At 72.7% G+C, this 17,845-nt stretch carries 8 protein-coding genes; 6 read left to right on the forward strand and 2 right to left on the reverse strand.

Features of this window, described 5'->3' with window-relative positions:
* Nucleotides 1-252: 252 nt before the first annotated feature.
* Nucleotides 253-3,807 carry a ThuA domain-containing protein gene (locus ACWCHM_RS07665; RefSeq protein ID WP_454221865.1) on the reverse strand — a complete coding sequence of 1,185 codons (3,555 nt, stop codon included), beginning with the start codon at nucleotides 3,805-3,807 and terminating at the stop codon, nucleotides 253-255.
* Nucleotides 3,808-4,329: 522 nt separating this feature from the next.
* On the opposite strand from ACWCHM_RS07665, the gene ACWCHM_RS07670 reads away from it, so the two are divergent.
* The 6 genes from ACWCHM_RS07670 to ACWCHM_RS07695 all read left to right on the forward strand — a co-directional run bounded on the left by ACWCHM_RS07670 (nucleotide 4,330) and on the right by ACWCHM_RS07695 (nucleotide 11,292).
* Entirely contained in the window at nucleotides 4,330-5,835 is a 1,506-nt protein-coding gene (locus ACWCHM_RS07670) for a sugar ABC transporter ATP-binding protein (protein ID WP_454221866.1), read from the forward strand.
* Between the two features lie 173 nt (nucleotides 5,836-6,008).
* Nucleotides 6,009-6,983, forward strand: coding sequence for an ABC transporter permease (locus tag ACWCHM_RS07675; protein WP_454221867.1), 975 nt, complete (start codon nucleotides 6,009-6,011; stop codon nucleotides 6,981-6,983).
* A 2-nt stretch (nucleotides 6,984-6,985) separates the two neighbouring features.
* A complete protein-coding gene (locus tag ACWCHM_RS07680) occupies nucleotides 6,986-7,969 on the forward strand; it encodes an ABC transporter permease (protein WP_204961778.1) in 984 nt (327 codons plus the stop codon).
* A 12-nt stretch (nucleotides 7,970-7,981) separates the two neighbouring features.
* Nucleotides 7,982-9,166: a substrate-binding domain-containing protein gene (locus ACWCHM_RS07685; RefSeq protein WP_307821473.1), complete on the forward strand. Its 1,185-nt coding sequence runs from the start codon at nucleotides 7,982-7,984 to the stop codon at nucleotides 9,164-9,166.
* A gap of 5 nt (nucleotides 9,167-9,171) precedes the next feature.
* Nucleotides 9,172-10,041, forward strand: coding sequence for a sugar phosphate isomerase/epimerase family protein (locus tag ACWCHM_RS07690; RefSeq protein WP_204961779.1), 870 nt, complete (start codon nucleotides 9,172-9,174; stop codon nucleotides 10,039-10,041).
* 171 nt (nucleotides 10,042-10,212) lie between these two features.
* Nucleotides 10,213-11,292, forward strand: a complete 1,080-nt coding sequence (locus tag ACWCHM_RS07695) for a cellulose binding domain-containing protein (RefSeq protein ID WP_454221868.1) — start codon at nucleotides 10,213-10,215, stop codon at nucleotides 11,290-11,292.
* A gap of 96 nt (nucleotides 11,293-11,388) precedes the next feature.
* Here ACWCHM_RS07695 and ACWCHM_RS07700 read toward each other — a convergent pair whose 3' ends face one another.
* A complete protein-coding gene (locus ACWCHM_RS07700; protein ID WP_454221869.1) occupies nucleotides 11,389-17,835 on the reverse strand; it encodes a thioester reductase domain-containing protein in 6,447 nt (2,148 codons plus the stop codon).
* Nucleotides 17,836-17,845 lie beyond the last annotated feature (10 nt).

Consider the following 17,845-nt stretch of genomic DNA (forward strand, 5'->3'; position numbering starts at 1 on the left):
TGGCCCGGGACAGACCGGGCCACCGGAACGACCTGCGCACCACCGATCGGCAGGGCCCGCACCCCGGGCCCTGCCGATCACCGTCTACCCGCCGAAACCCTGGTCACGGGGTACCGACCTGTCGGCCCGGACCGGGATGGCCCGCCTACCGCCCGGGGTGGGCGGGGCCCGACGCGAGCGCAGAGGGCCGGCTCCGACATCCGGAGCCGGCCCTCCCGGCCTACCGCCGCCGCGACGGCGGTGGACCGTTCGTCACACCTGGGTGAACCGCCACTGCTGGTTGCTCGCCCCGTGACAGGTCCACTGCAACAGGCGGGCGCCGTCGGTGGTGGCGGCGCCGTTGACGTCCAGGCAGAGCCCGCTCTGCACGTTGCGCACCGTGTAGACCCCGGCGGTCGTGGTCGCCGTCGCGGTGAACTTCTGCTGGTTGCCGTTGGTGCAGGTGGCCTGCTGGAGGAACGCCCCTGCGGTGGTGGAGCCGCCGATCACCTCGGCGCACTTGTTGCTGTGCACCGCCTTGAGGTAGACCGCCCCGTTACCGGCGTCCACGGCCTGCCACTTCTGGTTGTTGCCGCCGGTGGCCGCCCACTGGGTGAGCTGCGCGCCGTCGGCGGTGGAGACGCCGCTGACGTCCATCAGCTTGCCGCTGTGCAGCGCGGTGAGCGTCCAGGTCTTCCCTGCCACGCCGGTGCCGGTTCCGGTGCCGGGCACGCCGACACCCGCCCCGCCGAAGGTGTGCGAGTCGAGGTCGAACCAGTTGTTCGTGCTGCCCTTGAACACCAGGTACAGCGGGTGCGTCCCGGACAACGCGGCCACGCTCACCGGCGCGGTGGACTGGTAGTTGTCCCAGCCCCCGGTGCTCGGCACCGGTGTGGTGGCCAGCAGCGTGCCGGTCGGCGAGTCGGCCCGCAGTTCGATCGTGCCGCCACCGGACGGCGACGACAGCCGGTAGCTGACCGTCGAGATGCCCGACAGACTCATCGGGGTGAACGCGATCCAGTCGTTGTTGGAGATGTCACCGACCCGCTTGGTGCTCTCCGCGGCGGCCTGGTCGACCACCCGGATGCCGGACTGGCTGCTGAAGTACTCGGCCTGCTTGTGCTTGGGTTGCAGGATCGCCTGCGCGGTGCCGGTGAGCGGAGACGCGCCGCCGGGGCCGCCGCTGTCGGTGTAGCGGGCGTTGAGCACGTAGAACAGGTTCGCGCCGTCGGGGTGCCCGCCGAGCAGGTCGGTGGAGATGGTGCCCGAGCAGCCCGGGTACTCGGTGGTCTCGTGGGCGTGGTCGTCGTGGCCCAGCGCCGGGTTGACGACCACCTTGGTGCAGTCGACGGTGCCGCCGTCCGGGTCGGTGACGCTGATCTGGTATGACACCTTGTCGCCGAAGGTGAGCATGCCGCCGTTGGCCGGGGTGGTGATGGTGACCACCGGTGCGGTGTTCCCGACGGTGATCTGGACGTTGGCGAAGCCTGTCTTACCCGTGTTGTCGGTGACCTTCAACTGCGCCGTGTAGTTGCCGTTGGTGGTGTAGACGTGCGACGGGTTGGCCGCCGTCGAGGTGGTGCCGTCGCCGAACGTCCACTGGTAGCTCAGCGTGTTGCCCGGGTCCGGGTCGGCCGTGCCGGCGCTGCTGAACTGGACGTTCAGCGGGGCGAGGCCGCTGGTGGGCGTCCCGACGGCCTTGGCGATCGGCGACCGGCCGCCCTGGATGTAGTCGATCCGGTACAGCCCGGAGTCGCTGTTGCCGCCGCCGAAGTTGGTGCCCCACTCCAGCACGTAGAGCGAGCCGTCCTTGCCGAACTCCAGGTCCATCGGCTTGTTGAACCGCCCGCCGGGCAGGAACGTGTTGGTGCGGGTCACCGCCGTCGCCGAGTCGAAGTGCACCTCCTTGAGGTAGCTGCGCGACCACTCGTAGAAGAAGTGCACCCCGTCGTAGTAGGGCGGGAACTTGGTGGCCGACGGGTTCGCCGGGTCGTAGCGGTAGACCGGGCCACCCATCGGGCCGGAGCCGCCGGAGCCCAGCTCCGGGAAGTTCGGCGAGGTGCCGTAGCCGTACCACATGTTGGGGGCGACGACTGGCTTCAGGCTGGTCAGGCCGGTGTTGTTGGGGGAGTTGTTGACCGGGGCGTTGCAGTTGAACTTCGCGCCGACCACCCCGGTGTCCGGATTGAACGGCGCGTAGGGCTGGTTGTCGCCGTGGCAGAACGGCCACCCGTAGTTGCCTGGCGACTTGATCACGTTGAGTTCGACCAGGCCCTCGGGGCCGCGGTTGGTGGTGGGCGGGTTGCGGTCCGGCCCGTAGTCGGCCAGGTAGACCCAGCCGTTGGCCGGGTCGATCGAGAACCGGAACGGGTTGCGGAAGCCCATCGCGTAGATCTCCGGCCGGGTCTGCGCCGTACCCTGGGGGTAGAGGTTGCCGGTCGGGACCGTGTAGCCGCCGCTGTCCGACGGGCGGATGCGCAACAGCTTGCCCCGCAGGTCGTTGGTGTTGCCGGCGCTGCGGGCGGCGTCGAGGTTGGACTTGCCGGCCCGCCAGTCCAGCGGCGCGTAGCCCTGCCAGTTGGGGTCGAGGTTCGGCGGGGTGTCGTCACCGGTGCCGATGTAGAGGTTCCCGTCCGGGCCGAAGTCGATGTAGCCGCCGGTGTGGCCGGGCTCGGGGAAGGTGCGGTCCCGGTACGCCGGGATGTCGATGATCCGGGCCTCGGTGGACAGGTTGAGGGTGTCACCGGACAGCGTGTAGCGGGAGACGCGGTTGACGTCGGTGCTGCTGCTCGCCGGCGAGTGGTAGAGGTACACGTAGCCGTTGGTGGCGAAGTTCGGGTCGATCGCCATGCCGGTGAGACCGTCCTCGCCGCCGGTGTAGACGCTCAGGGTGGCGGCGGTGACGGTGCTGTTGGTGGCCGGCTTGAAGATCTTGACCTGGCCGCCGCGTTGGACGTACATGACCCGGCCGTCGGGCAGCACGTTCAGCGCCATCGGGTCGACCGTGTTGTCGTCCAGGGTGCGCTTCTCGAAGTTGCCCCACACGGTGCCGCCGCAGTCGCCGGGCAGGTTGCCGGCGGCCCACTTCACCCCGCCGAGCACGTGGTTGCGGAAGTTCGTCTCGCTGTAGGAGTCGATCGCGTGGCCCATCGCGGTGGCCCACACCCGCCCGCCGGCGGCGGTGCGGCACCAGGAGATCGGGTGGTCCGGGCCCATCGCCCGGGACCCCGGGTTGTACGTCCGCTCGTCGGCGGTCACCAGCACGTGCACGTTGCCGCGCGGGTTGGTGTCGAAGTTGTACCACTCCTCGCTGCGGTTCCATCGGTCCGGCAGGCCGGTGGTCGACGGGTGCTGCTTGTCGGCGACGATGGCGGTGCCGGGCAGTACGCCGGGGGAGTGCTCGGGCATGTGGGCGCCGCCGTTGAGGGTCTGGTCCCACCAGGGGTACTCGCCCTCGATGCCCATGTCCAGGGCGTTGTGGATGCCGACGATGCCCTTGCCGCTGGCCAGGTAGCCCTCCACGGCCTGCCGCTGGGCCGCCGAGGTCCAGACCATGCCGGAGGTCTGGAACATGATGATCACGTCGAAGGTGGCCAGGTTGGCCGCGGTGAAGACGCTGGAGTCCTCGGTCTGCACCAGCTCGAAGTTGTTCGCCGCCGCCTGCTGCTGGAACATGCTGATCCCGGCGGGGATCGAGTCGTGCCGGTAGCCCACCGTCTTGGTGAACAGCAGGGCGCGGAAGGCCGGGGCCGCCGACGCGGGTGGTGCGAGTCCGAGTGACAGTAACAGCCCGGCGATCATGCCGATGAGCAACGTGGTGCGACGCATGCCGTCTCCTAGGTGTCGGCGGGAATTTCCGGTGGCGACCACGGCCCGTCCGCGCGTCCGGTGGACGCCGGGACGCGTGGCGGGCGCGGGCGTGCTGCCGGGGTCGGCGGGCCGTCCGCCGCAACGGCCGTCCGCCCCGCATTTCGTCACGCAGAGTGACGTCGGTGATGTGCCCGCCCGGTGGGCCGCGAGGCCAGGATGGGTCAGTCATCGATAGCTGTCAATGGATGGGGTAAGGTTCGATGTTTCGACGATCCGGCTGCGGGCGCGCGTCGACCCTCGACCCGGTGTCGACGCCGCTCGGGTGCCCGGACCGGCGGCGCGCGAAGATCGAGGATTGTGGAGAAGCATCGAAACATCTATCTTCATACGTGTGATGTTTCGTCGATGTCAAGGAAAGTTTGCTCCTTGGCGACGTAAGCGCTCACGAGGGACAGCGAAAGTTCACCGTCCGGCAGTCCGACCGTGTCGGACGCGGAACATCGACCACGCCGATGACTACTTTCAGTGAGGGTTTCCGGGATGCCCGATCCGCCGCCGCTGCTGACCCTCCGGGGTATCGGCAAGTCCTTCCTCGGGGTACGCGTGCTCGACGGGATCGACCTCGACGTCGCACCGGGCGAGGTGCACGTCGTCGTCGGTGAGAACGGGGCGGGCAAGTCCACCCTCATGAAGATCGTCTCGGGCGGGTACGCCCCGGACACGGGCAGCATCGAGGTGGCCGGTGCACGCCGGGTCCTCCGGGGCCCCCGTGACGCACAGCGGGCCGGGATCGGCATCATCCACCAGGAGTTCAACCTGCTGCCGGAGCGTACCGTCGCCGAAAATGTCCATCTCGGACACGAGCCGGTGCGGCACGGGCTGGTCGACCGGCGGGCGATGCGGGAGCACACCCGCAGCCTGCTCGCCGCGATCGGGGAGACCGACCTGGCCGCCGACACCCGGGTGGGGCGGCTCGGCGTCGCCCAGCAGCAGGTCGTCGAGATCGCCAAGGCGCTCGCCCTGGACGCCCGGCTGCTCATCATGGACGAACCCACCGCCGCGCTGGCCGACCACGAGGTCGAGCTGCTCTACGGGCTGGTCCGCCGGCTCCAGCAGCGGGGCATCGGCGTGCTGTACGTCTCGCACCGGCTCACCGAGGTCTTCGACCTGTCCGACCGGATCACGGTCCTCAAGGACGGCCGCCTGGTCACCACCGTGGACACCGCCGACACCTCCACCGACGACCTCGTCCGGCACATGGTCGGTCGGGAACTGTCCAGCTACTACCCCGACCGGGCCGCCCCTGACGACCTCGGCCCGGTACGCCTGACCGTCCGGGGCGCGGGCAACCGGAAGCTGCGCGCCGTCGACCTGGACCTGCGGGCCGGCGAGGTGCTCGGCATCGGCGGGTTGCAGGGTTCCGGACGCTCGGCGCTGGCCCGTGCGCTGTTCGGCGTCTCCCCGTTCACCACCGGCGACGTGACGCTGGACGGCCGGCCGGTGCGGCTGCGTTCACCCCGCGCCGCCGTGCGGGCCGGTATCGCCTACGTCACCGAGGACCGCAAGGGCGAGGGGATCGTGCCCCGGCAGTCGGTGCTCGACAACGCGCTGCTCGCCGGCCGGGCCGTCTTCCCGGCCCGGTCCGGTCACGCCGCCCGCACCCGCCGGGTCCGTGACCTGCTCGCCGCCGTCGAGGTCCGCGCCGCCGGCGACGACCAGGAGATCCGTTTCCTGTCCGGCGGCAACCAGCAGAAGGTGGTGCTGGCCCGCTGGCTGGCGCTCGACCCCCGGGTGCTGCTGTTCGACGAGCCGACCCGGGGCATCGACGTGGGGGCGAAGTCGGCCATCCACGACCTCGTCCGCCGGCTGGCCCGCGACGGCGCGGCGGTGCTGATGATCTCGTCGGACCTGCCCGAGCTGCTGGGGATGAGCGACCGGATCGTCGTCATGCGCGACGGCCGGATAGCCGGCGAACTCCCCGCCGACGCCACCGAGGAGGACGTGGTGGCCCTCGCCGTCGGCCACGCCCCGGAGTTCGACCGGTGAGCGCGAGGAGTGAGCCGGGTTTGCGAGCCCCGCAGTCGCGAACGGAGGCCGACCGGTGAGCGCGAGGAGTGAGCCGGGTTTGCGAGCCCCGCAGTCGCGAACGGAGACCGACCGGTGAGCGCGAGGAGTGAGCCGGGTTTGCGAGCCCCGCAGTCGCGAACGGAGACCGACCGGTGAGCGCCCTGTCGTTGTTGCCGGTCCGACGTCGGATGCCGGGCGTGTTCGTGGCGCTGGCGCTCACCCTGGCGGTCGGCTGGCTGGTCGTCCTGGTCGACGGCGGGCAGCTGTTCAACCAGGCTACGACGGTGAGCCTGCTGCACGTCGCGGCCGGTCTCGGGCTCGTCGCCGTCGGCCAGACGCTGGTCATCCTCGGTGGTTCGCTGGACCTCTCCGTGGCGTACGTGATCAGTCTGAGCACCCTGGTCGCGGCCGAGACGATGAACGGCAGCGACGGCGCGCTGCTGCCGGCGGTCGGTCTGGCGCTCGCGGTCAGCGCCGGGGTGGGGCTACTCAACGGGCTGCTCGTGACCCGGTTCCGGGTCAACGCGTTCATCGCCACCCTCGGCGTCGGGCTGCTGCTCAAGGGGTACCTCGACAGCAACTACGACGGCCCGGCCGGGACCACCTCGCCCGCGCTGGTGCAGTCGCTGGGCTACCAGCGGGTCGGCCCGGTGCCGCTGTCGTTCCTGCTGCTGCTGGCGCTGACCGGGGTGGTCTGGTTCGCGCTGGCACGGACCCGCTTCGGGCACCACCTGGTCGCCGTGGGCGGCGATCCGGAGGTGGCCCGGCTCTCCGGGGTCCGCAACGACCGGGTCCTCGTCGCCGCGCACGTGCTGTGCTCGCTGTGTGCCGGGCTGGCCGGGATCTACCTGGCCAGCCGGCTCGGTTCGGGTGCGCCCCGGGTGGGCACCGAGGGCCTCTACGACCTGGAGTCGATCGCCGCGGTGGTGATCGGCGGGACCGCGCTCGCCGGTGGGCGGGGCGGGGTCGTCGGCACGGTCGGCGGGGTGCTGCTGCTCGCCAGCATCGACGCGATATTCAACCAGCTTGAGGTGGACGCGTTCTTCAAGCAGGTGATCCGCGGCGTGGTGATCATCGCCGCGGTCGCCGTCTACGCCCGTCGGGCCCTGCGGAAGGCGGCGTCCTAGCCATGCAGCTCGTCCAGCGTCGTCCGTCGTCACCGCGTCGCGTCCGGCTGCGCCCCGGCGGGGTGCTGCCGATCCTGGCCCTCCTCGCGGTGCTGCTGGTGCTCGTCGGCATCCGGCAGCCCGACTTCCTCGACCCGCCGTCGCTGATGTCCTTCCTCGGCCGGTCGGCGCCGGTCATCCTGCTCGCCGCCGGCCAGTACTTCGTGATCGTCTCCGGTGAGTTCGACCTGTCGGTGGGCTCACTGGTCACCGCGCAGGTGGTGGTGGCGGCCCGGCTGATCGACAGCGATCCGGCCCGGACCTGGCCGGTGGTGCTGCTCCTGCTCGTCTTCGGCGCGCTGGTCGGGCTGGTCAACGGCCTGGTCACGACGCGCCTGCGGGTGCCGTCGTTCATCACCACGCTGGGCATGTTCCTGATCCTGGTCGGCGCGGTCTACCTGTGGTCGGACGGCGCGCCGAAGGGTGGCCTCTCCGAGGAGTTCCGCCGGTTCGGCAGGCGGGCGATCGAGGACGTGCCGCTGCTCGGCCGGATGCCGTACGCGCTGCTGGTCCTGGTGGTCGTCGCGGCGCTCGCGGTGCTGCTGATGCGGTCGGACTTCGGCCGGACCCTGCTGGCCGTCGGCGACAACCCGCGCACCGCGCAGCTGAGCGGGGTGCGCGTCTGGCGTACCCGGACGGTCGCCTTCGTCCTCAGCGGGCTCGCGGCGGCCGTGGCGGCGATCCTGCTCGGCGGCTACAGCGGGGTGTCCTTCCAGGCCGGGGCGGGCCTGGAGTTCGGGGCGATCACCGCGGTGGTGCTCGGTGGCGTGGCGCTCGGCGGGGGCCGTGGCTCGGTCGTCGGCGCGATGCTCGGCGCGCTCAGCCTCGAACTGCTCTTCGCCCTGATGAACTTCTACGGCGTCTCCGGCGCCCTCAGGTCCACCGTCCAGGGCGCGATCATCCTGCTCGCCGTGGCGGTCTCGGCTACCCGTTCTTCGTCACGATAAGGGGAAACCATAGTGCGACGTTGCCTGGCGGCGCTGGCCGCCGTCACCCTGCTGTCCCTGACCGCCTGCGCCACCGACGAACCGGGCGGAGGGCCGGGCGGCGGTTCCACCTCGGCCGCCGGTTCGGGCACCGGGGAGCAGTCGAAGTTCTTCGTGCAGGCCGACTACGACGCCGAGTTGGCGCTGCTCGGCGCGACCCCGACCGGCCCGGCGGACAAGCCGTGGGAGCAGATGCTCAACCCGACCATGGTGGACACCACGACGTTCAGGAAGGCCGGCCCGCACAAGCTCTGCTTCTCGAACGCGGCGCTGAACAACCCGTGGCGGCAGGTCGGGTTCAAGACCATGCAGGCGGAGGTGGCCGCGCAGGGCAGCCGGATCAGTGAGTTCGTGCACGTCGACGCCGAGGGCAAGGACCAGAAGCAGATCGCCGACATCAACGACCTGCTCGGCAAGGGCTGCGACGCGCTGATCGTCTCGCCGAACACCACCGCCACGCTGACCCCGGCCGTCGAGGCGGCCTGCAAGGCCGGCCTGCCGGTGGTCGTGTTCGACCGTGGGGTCAGCACGAAGTGCCCGGTGACGTTCATCAACCCGATCGGCGGTTACGGTTTCGGCCACGTCGGGGCGGAGTTCGTCAGCCAGAAGATCAAGCCGGGCGGCAAGGTCCTCGCCCTGCGCATCCTGCCCGGCGTCGACGTGCTGGAGACCCGCTGGTCGGCGGCGAAGGTCGCGTTCGACAAGGCGAAGGTCGACGTGGTGGGGGTCGAGTTCACCGACGGCGACCCGGCCAAGACCAAGAAGATCGTCGACGACTACCTCCAGCGGTACGGCACCATCGACGGCGTGTGGATGGACGCCGGCGCGGTCGCCGTCGCGGCCGTCGAGGCGTTCCAGGACGCGGGCAAGCCGGTGCCGCCGATCAACGGGGAGGACCAGCTCGACTTCCTGAAGGTGTGGAAGGACAAGGGCCTGACCGCGATCGCGCCGACGTACCCGACGTACCAGTGGCGTACGCCGGTCATCGCGGCGTTGCGCATCCTCGACGGGCAGCAGGTGGCCAACCCGTGGAAGCTGCCCCAGCCGACCATCACCCAGGACAACCTGGACCGGTACCTGGACCCGGGCATGCCGCCGCTGCACTACGCGATGTGCGGCTGCACCGACCTGCCCGGTTACCCGCAGCGCTGGAAGTAGGCCCGGTGTACGCGTTCGGGGTGAACCCCTGGGTGTGGGCGTCGCCCGTCGACGACGAGGCCCTCGCCACGCTGGTGCCGCGGATCGCGTCGTTCGGCTTCGACGCGGTGGAACTGCCGATCGAGCAGCCCGGCGACTGGGACCCGGCCCGGACCCGGGACCTGCTGGCCGCGCACGGTCTGGTCGCGGCGGCGGTCTGCGCGGTCACCCCGCCGGGGCGGGAACTGGTCGACGCCGCCCCGGCGGTGGTGGAGTCGACGGTGGCGTACCTGCGGGGGTGCGTGGCGGCTGCGGCGGCGGTCGGTGCGCCCTGCGTGGGCGGCCCGGTGTACGCCTCGGTCGGGCGTACCTGGCGGATGTCGCAGGCGGCGCGGGCGGCCTGCCATGCGGACTTCCGGCGGGCGCTGGCGCCGGTGGCCGAGCAGGCCGGCGAGTGCGGCGTGAGCATCGGGGTGGAGGCGCTGAACCGGTACGAGACGAGCGTGGTCAACACCGTCGGGCAGACGATCGAGCTGATCGACGGGTTGCCGTCGAGCGTCGGCATCATGATCGACACTTACCACATGAACATCGAGGAGTCCGATCCGTACGCGGCGCTCGCCGCCGCCGGCCCGTACGTCAAGCACGTCCAGGTCAGCGGCACCCACCGGGGTGCCCCGGGGTCGGACCACTTCGACTGGCCGCGGTTCTTCGCCGTGCTGGGGGAGACCGGCTACCGGGGTGCGGTCTGCATCGAGTCGTTCACGGCGGAGAACGACACCATCGCCACCGCGGCGGCGATCTGGCGTCCGTTGGCCCCCTCGCAGGACCGGCTGGCCACCGACGGCCTGCGACACCTGCGGGCGGTGACGGCGCGCGTCCCGGCCGGGGGATAGGGCGTTCGGGGCGGCCCGTCGGGACGTCTCGTCGGGGTGGCCGGACCATCGGCCGGCCACCCCGACGTCCTGCCGGCGGCAGGACTCCCGTCCTTGTCTTGACAAGGCTAGCGGGACCGCAGGACAGTCGTCGTACTTATTGATGCCCAACGATTTATGGCGGGGTGTGCCATGCGAAAATCGCTGACGGCGGTGGTCGCCGTCGTTGTTGCCCTGGTCGCGACGATGGCGGCGGTCTCGCACGCCGGTACGGCGAACGCCGCCGCCGGCTGCCGGGTGGACTACGTCGTCACCAGCCAGTGGACCGACGGCTTCCAGGCCGACCTCGTGGTCACCAACCTCGGTGCGCCGGTCAACGGCTGGACGTTACGGTTCGCGTTCCCCGCCGTCGACCAGCAGATCGCACAGAGCTGGAGCGCCACCTGGACCCAGACCGGCCAGCAGGTCAGCGCGACCAACCTCAACTGGAACGCGGCCCTCGGCACCAACGGCTCGGCGAACATCGGTTTCGTCGGTGCCTGGTTCCTCAGCAACCCCAAACCGGCGGCGTTCACCCTCAACGGCGTCGCCTGCACCGGCGGGGTGCTGCCCAGCATGACACCGACCGGGCCGACCACCTCGCCACCGGTCGCCGACTACCCGGCGATCGTCACCTGGCTCAGCCCGGCCGTCGGGGCGGTGTACACCGCACCCGGTCCCGTCCCGCTCGCGGCGACCGCGACCGTGGGCGGCGGCCACCACATCACCGGGGTGTCGTTCCGGGTGGACGGCGTCACGGTGGCCCAGGGCGTGCGGTCCGCCGGCGACCGGTACGACGCGTCGTGGACCCCGCCGGTCGGGGCCCCCGGGACCAGCACCAGCTACCAGCTGTACGTCTCCGCCGGCACCGACCAGTCGCTGTCCGGCGGTGCCCCGCCCCGGCTGATCACGGTGGTCACGCCCCCGACCAGCGGCACCAACCAGCCACCGAGGGTGGCGCTGAGCACCCCCGGCGGGCAGACCTACTTCCCCGGACCGACCACCGTCACGCTGACCGCCGACGTCACCGAGGTCGACGCCGGCGACGCGGTCGACCGGGTGGAGCTGTACCTCGGCGCGACCCGGTCGACCGCGACGCCGACCCGCAACGGACAGCGCTTCCAGTTCCAGGTCGACCTGGCGGCGGTCGGTTCGTCGACCTTCACCGTCCGGGCGTACGACACCCGCGGTGGCATCGGCATCTCCCACCCGCTGACCCTGATCGTCTTCTAGCTGGTCACCTCCGGTCACCGGGCCCGCCGGGTACGCACCCGGCGGGCCCGGTGACCGGGCGCGGACGGTGCCGCCGGCCCGGCACCGTCCGACGGGTCACGACCCGTCGGACGGTGCGGCGGGCAGGTACCCGCGGGCGACGAAGAACTCGACGTGCCGGCGGAACAGCGCCCGGGTCGCCGGTGGGCAGACGATGCCGCTGCCCGCGAGCGCCTCGACGGTCTCCCGGTCGTCCACCGGCGGGTAGAACCGCTCCGGGGCCTGCGCCATCACCTCGAAGGCGTCCAGCAGCGGCAGCAGCGCGTTCTCCGGGTCACCGGTGATCGCGGCCCGCCAGTCCTGCGGGTCGCGGTCGGTCAGCCGGTAGCCGGCCGCCCGCAGCTCGTCCACCATCTCCCCGAACGTCACGGCGCTCTGGTTGGCCACGTGGAACGTGCCCCCGGCGGCCTGCGCCCGCCGGGAGATGTGCACGATCGCGGCGCTGCTGTAGCTGACCGGCATCAGCCGGAACCGCACCGGGATGCGCCCCGGCACGGCGGCGGCCTGGAGCATGCCCTTCACCGCCAGCCAGACGAAGTCCCGGCTCTGGCACGCCCCGGTACGGTCGTCCCCGGCGATCAGGTCGATCCGGTAGACGGAGATCGGCAGCCCACGGGCGCGGCCGATCTCGATCATCTGCTCGGCCACCCACTTGCTCTGGGTGTACCCGGTGGGCAGGGTGCTGCCGGGACCGGTCGGGTCGCTGGCCCGGATGGGCACCCCGGCGGTGTCCCTGCCGACGAAGACGCCGAGCGTGGAGACGTGGTGCACCGGCACGGTGCGGTACCGCGCCGCCAGTCGCAGGATCTCCTCCGTGCCCAGCACGTTCGCCCCCTTCACCGTGGCGTACGGCTGCACCCAGTTGACGGCCGCGCCGGCGTGGTAGACCGCGTCGACCGTACGGGCGAGGACGTCGTACCGGTCGCCGTCCAGGCCCAGTCCGGGTGCGGCGAGGTCGCCGACCTCCACCACCACCCGCTCCGCGTCGATCTCGTTCCCGATGCCGTACCACTCCAGGTTGGCGCGCAGCCGCTGCCACGCCGCCTCCCCGTCCGCCGCCCGGACCAGGCAGTGCACCCGGGCGTCGGTGTCGCGCAGCAGGTCCCGCAGCAGGAACGCGCCGAGGAAACCGGTCGCGCCGGTCAGCAGCACCGCACGCGGATCCTCCACGACGCGGACGAGGTCGGCGGCGGGCCGGATGTCCTCGGCGAGCCGTACCTCGGCAGCGAAGTCGATCTCCACCGGGGCGGCGGGCGCGACGTCACCACCGAGCTGCCCGTCGAGGAACGTGGCCACGGCGTCGACGTTCGGGTGGTCGAAGACGAACGTGGTGGGCAGCCGCAGCTCGGTCAGCGCGCCGAGCCGGTTGCGGAACTCCACCCCGGTCAGGGAATCGAAGCCGAGCTCCGTGAACGGCTGCCCGACCGGTATCCCGGCGGGGTCGGCGTGACCCAGCACCGCCCCGGCCTCGGCCCGCACCACCTGGACGAGCAGCTCGCGGCGTTCCTCGACGGGTAGGCCGGCCAGGGCCTCGGTGAGCGACGGGCCCGACGTCGCGTCGTTGCGGACACGTCCCCGGCGCGGCTGACGGAGCAACCCGTCGAACAACGCCGGCACCGCCGACGGCTGCCCGCGCAGGGCGGCGAGGTCGAGCGGTGCGGCCACCGAGGTCGCCCACTGCAACGCGAGCGCCGCGTCGAGCATCGGCGGCCCCTGCTCGGTGGCGATCGGTGGGTAACCGGCCCGGGTGATCCGCTCGACGTCGGCGCTGCTCAACTCCCCGTCCGCGCCGCTGACCGCCCACAGCCCCCAGGCGACCGAGGTGGCCGCGAGCCCGAGCGCCCGCCGGTGCTCGGCGAGCGCGTCCAGGAAGGTGTTCGCGCCGGCGTAGCTGGACTGTCCGGCACCGCCGATGACGCCGGCCAGCGAGGAGAACAGCACGAACGCCGACAGGTCGAGGTGCCGGGTCAGCTCGTGCAGGTGCCAGGCCGCGTCCACCTTGGGCCGCAGCACCGCCGCCAGCCGCGCCGGGGTCACCGCCGTGACGAGGCCGTCGTCGATGGTGCCCGCCGCGTGCACCACCCCGGTCAACGGACGGTCGGCCGGCAGGGCCGCCAGGGTCGCGGCGAGCGCCTCCCGGTCGGCGGTGTCGCAGGCGGCCACCGTGACCCGTGCGCCCAGCGCGGTCAACTCCTCGACGAGGAGGTCGACGCCGGGGGCCTGCCGGCCGCGCCGGCTGGTCAGCAGCAGGTCGGTGACGCCGTGCCGGGTGACCAGGTGCCGGGCGAAGAGCCGGCCGAGGGTACCCGTACCGCCGGTGATCAGCACCGTGCCGCCCGGCCGCCAGACCGGCGGCGTCGCCGGTGGCTCGGGTGCCCGGCGCAGCCGGGGGAGCAGCACCCGGCCGGCCCGGACGGCGCACTGGGACAGGCCGGCCCGGACGACTGCCGACAGCAGCCCGGTGGACCCGACGTCGTCGGACCCGCCGTCGACCAGCACGAAGCGCCCCGGGTTCTCGGACTGGGCCGACCGCAGCTGACCCCAGACCGTGGCCGCCGCCGGGTCGGTCACCGGCGCACCGACGGCACCCCGGGTGGTCACCACGAGCGGCACGTCGTCGAGCGTCGGATCGGCGAGCCACGCCTGCACCAGCAGCAGTACGCGCCGGGCGTGCCGGTGGGCCTCGGCGGCGCTGTCCGCCCCGCCCGCGGCGGCCGACCGGCAGTCGTAGCGCACGGCGTCCGCCCCGGCGACCCCGGCCAGCGCCCGGACCAACGTCTCCGGCCGGTCCGGGGCCTCGGGCGCGAGGACGGCCCAGGTCGTCGGCGTCGCCGGGTCGGGCAGCTCGATCGCCTCCCAGCCCAGGTGCAGCAGGGCATCGTGGGCGCGGTCACCGGCCCGGGAGAGCGCCACCGGATCGAGTTCGGCGAACCGGAGCGCGTCGAGGGTGGCCACCACCCGGCCGGCGAGGTCGGTGAGGACGGCCCGGAACGCGCCGTCGGGCGTGGGCGTCACCCGGGCCCGCACCGTCGTCGCACCGACGGCGTGCACCTGCCAGCCACGCCAGCCGGCGACCACCCGGGCCCCGCCCGGCGTCGCGAGCCGCGCCGCCTGCGCGACCGCCTCGACGAGTACGGGGTGGGTGGCGTAGGGGGACACCTCGTCGACCAGCCCGGCGGGCAGGGTGAGTTCGGCGTGGACGGTCGACGAACCGGGGACCGTCCAGGCCGCGGTCACCGCGTGCAGCTGCGGCTCGTACCGGACGTCGGCGCAGGAGCACCGCTCGTGGACCTCGTCGGACGGGATCTCGACGGCGTCGTCAGGCGGCCACTGCCTGTCGGGGGTGACGTCGAGGGCCGCGCGGACCCCGAGTTCGCCCTCGGCGTGCAGCCGCCAGCTCACCTCGCCGTCCTCCGGCCGGGCGTGCACGGTGACCTGCCGGGCCTGCCGCTCGTCCGGGGGACCGACCCGGACCTGGAGGTGCAGCCCACCCCGCGCGGGCAGCACCAGCGGTGCGACGACCCGCAACTCGCCCACCACGTTCGCACCCACCTCGTCGCCCGCGCGTACCGCCAGCTCCAGCAGGGCCGCCGACGGCACCACCGGTTGGCCGGCCACGGTGTGCCCGGTCAGCCAGGGCACGGCCGCCCGGGACAACCGGCTGCTGAACAGCGTCTCCGCGCTACCCGCCACCGGGACCGCCACCCCGAGCAACGGGTGGTCGGTGGCCCGCAGACCCAGCCCGCCGGCCTCCCGGGACCGCCCGCCGGCCACGTGCCAGTAACGCTCCTGCTGGAACGGGTACGTCGGCAGCCGGACCGGCCGCGCCCCCGACCCCGCGAACGGGTACGCCCGGTCGACCGCGACGCCCTGCACGTGCAGCTCGGCGAAGGACCGGTGGAACTGTGCCGGGCCGCCCGCGTCGCGGCGCAGCGTGCCGGCGACCACGGCCGCCTCCCCCAGGTTGTCGCGCAGTGGGCCGATCAGCACCGGGTGCGCGCTCACCTCGACGAACACCCCGTGCCCGGCGTCGGCGAGGGCGCGGACGGCCGAGGAGAACTCCACCGGCCGACGCATGTTGTCGTACCAGTAGCCGGCGTCCATGGTGGACGTGTCGAGCCAGTCCCCGGTCACTGTCGACAGCAGCGGAACCGTGCCGGGGCGCGGGCTGATCCCGGCGAGCGCGGCGAGCATCTCGTCGCGGATCGCGGCCACCTGCGGGGAGTGCGACGGGAAGTCGGCCGGGAAGCGTTTCGTCCGGGTGCCCTCGGCGGCGCACCGGGCGAGGAACTCGCCGAGGGCGTCCCGGTCACCGGCGACGAGCACCGACGTCGGACCGTTCTCCACCGCGACCGTGAGGCGACCGTCCCAGTCGGCCAGCCGACGCTCCACGACCGCGCGGGGCAGGGCGACGGCCCCCATCCCACCCCGACCCTCCAACGCGAGGGCGAGCCGGCTGCGGACCGCGATCACCCGCGCGCCGTCCTGGAGGCTCAGCGCCCCGGCGACGACCGCGGCGGCGATCTCGCCCTGGGAGTGGCCGACGACGGCGGCCGGCCGAAGCCCCGCCGCCTGCCAGACGGCGGCCAGCGAGACGTGCACGGCGAACAGGGCCGGCTGCACCACGTCGAGCCGGTCGAGGCCCGGGGCGTCGGGGGCGCCCCGCAACACGTCGTCGAGCGACCAGTCCAGGTACGGCTCGAACGCCTTCACGCACTCGGCGATCCGGTCGGCGAACTCGTCGGAGGTGCGGCGCAACTCGGCGGCCATGGCCGGCCACTGGCTGCCCTGGCCGGGAAAGACGAAGACCGTCCGGCCACGGTCGGCGGCCGTGCCGGTGACCACGTGTTCGGCCGTCCCGCCCGCCGCCAGGGCGTCGAGGCCGGCCAGCACCTCGGGCAGTTCCCGGCCGACCACGGCGGCCCGCTGCTCCAGTACGGCACGGGTGGTGGCCAGCGAGAACGCCACGTCCCGCAGCGTCGCGGGCTCGGCGGCCTCCGGCAGGTCCCGCAGGTGTCCGCCGAGGCGGGCGGCCTGTGCCCGCAGCGCCTGCGGGGTCCGGGCCGACAACAACCAGGGCAGGGCGGTGGCCTTCGCGTCGTCCGGCTCCGCGGGCGGGTCGTCCGGGGCGGGGGCCTGTTCGAGGATCAGGTGCGCGTTGGTGCCGCTCGCGCCGAACGCCGACACCGCGCCCCGCCGGGGTGCCCCGGTCACCGGCCACGGCCGCGTCTCGGCGAGCAGTTCCAGGTCACCGACGGACCAGTCGACCAGCGGGGTCGGTTCGTCCAGGTGCAGGAGCCGGGGCAGCACGCCGTGCCGCAGGGCCTGGATCATCTTGATGATGCCGCCGATGCCGGAGGCGGCCTGGGCGTGCCCGATGTTGGACTTCAGCGACCCGACGAGCAGCGGTCGTCCGGGTGCCCTCGCCGCACCGTAGGTGTTGAGCAGCGCCCGGGCCTCGATCGGGTCGCCCAGCCGGGTGCCCGTGCCGTGTGCCTCCACGGCGTCGACGTCGGCGGGGGTCAGGCCGGCGCTCGCCAGCGCCTGCCTGATCACCCGCTCCTGGGCCGGGCCGTGCGGCGCGGTCAGCCCGTTGGACGCGCCGTCGGAGTTGACGGCGCTGCCGCGGATCAGCGCGAGGACCCGGTGACCGTGGCGTCGGGCGTCGGAGAGACGTTCGAGGACGACCAGTCCGGCCCCCTCCGACCAGCCGATACCGTCCGCCGCGGCGGCGAACGGCTTGCAGCGGCCGTCGGCGGCGAGGCCCCGTTGCCGGGCCCCGTCGAGATACCCGCCGGGGTGCGCGGCGACGTACGACGCACCGGCCAGGGCCAGTGTGGACTCGCCCGCGCGCAACGACTGCGCGGCCAGGTGCACCGCGACGAGTGCCGACGAGCACGCCGTGTCGATCGACACCGCCGGCCCCTCCAACCCGAGGGTGTACGCGATCCGACCCGACGCCATGCTGCTGAGCTTGCTGGTCATCTGGTAGCCCTCGAACTCGGCAGGCGCGTCGAGGCCGAGATAGCTCTGCTCCACCAGCCCCGCGAAGACCCCCGTGCGGCTCTCCCGCAGGCCGGTCGGGTCGATGCCGGCGTCCTCCAGCGCCTCCCAGGCGGCCTCCAGCAGAATCCGCTGCTGCGGATCCATCGCCAGCGCCTCCCGGGGTGAGATCCCGAAGAACGCGGCGTCGAACCGGCCGGCCGAGTCGACGAAGCCGGCCTCCCGGATGTAGGTCGTGCCCGGGTGGGCCGGGTCGGGGTGGTAGAGCGCCTCGACGTCCCAGCCCCGGTCGGTCGGGAAGGCGCTGATCTCGTCGCGCTCACCGACCGCGACCTGCCACAGTTCGTCGGCGTTGGCGGCACCGGGAAACCGGCACGACATGCCGACGACCACCACCGGGTCCCGGTCGCCGGCCTCCAGTTCGGCGATCCGTCCGCGTGCCTTCTGGAGGTCGGCCGTGACCCACTTGAGGTAGTCGACGAGCTTCTCTTCGTTGGACATCGGGTCCGTC

This window comes from Micromonospora sp. SCSIO 07396 (assembly GCF_053667945.1).

Excerpts from the sequence above, each read along its gene's own strand:
- ACWCHM_RS07670 (WP_454221866.1), top strand. The coding sequence starts at position 4,330 with ATGCCCGATCCGCCGCCGCTGCTGACCCTCCGGGGTATCGGCAAGTCC.
- ACWCHM_RS07700 (WP_454221869.1), bottom strand. The coding sequence starts at position 17,835 with ATGTCCAACGAAGAGAAGCTCGTCGACTACCTCAAGTGGGTCACGGCC.
- ACWCHM_RS07680 (WP_204961778.1), top strand. The coding sequence starts at position 6,986 with ATGCAGCTCGTCCAGCGTCGTCCGTCGTCACCGCGTCGCGTCCGGCTG.
- ACWCHM_RS07665 (WP_454221865.1), bottom strand. The coding sequence starts at position 3,807 with ATGCGTCGCACCACGTTGCTCATCGGCATGATCGCCGGGCTGTTACTG.
- ACWCHM_RS07695 (WP_454221868.1), top strand. The coding sequence starts at position 10,213 with ATGCGAAAATCGCTGACGGCGGTGGTCGCCGTCGTTGTTGCCCTGGTC.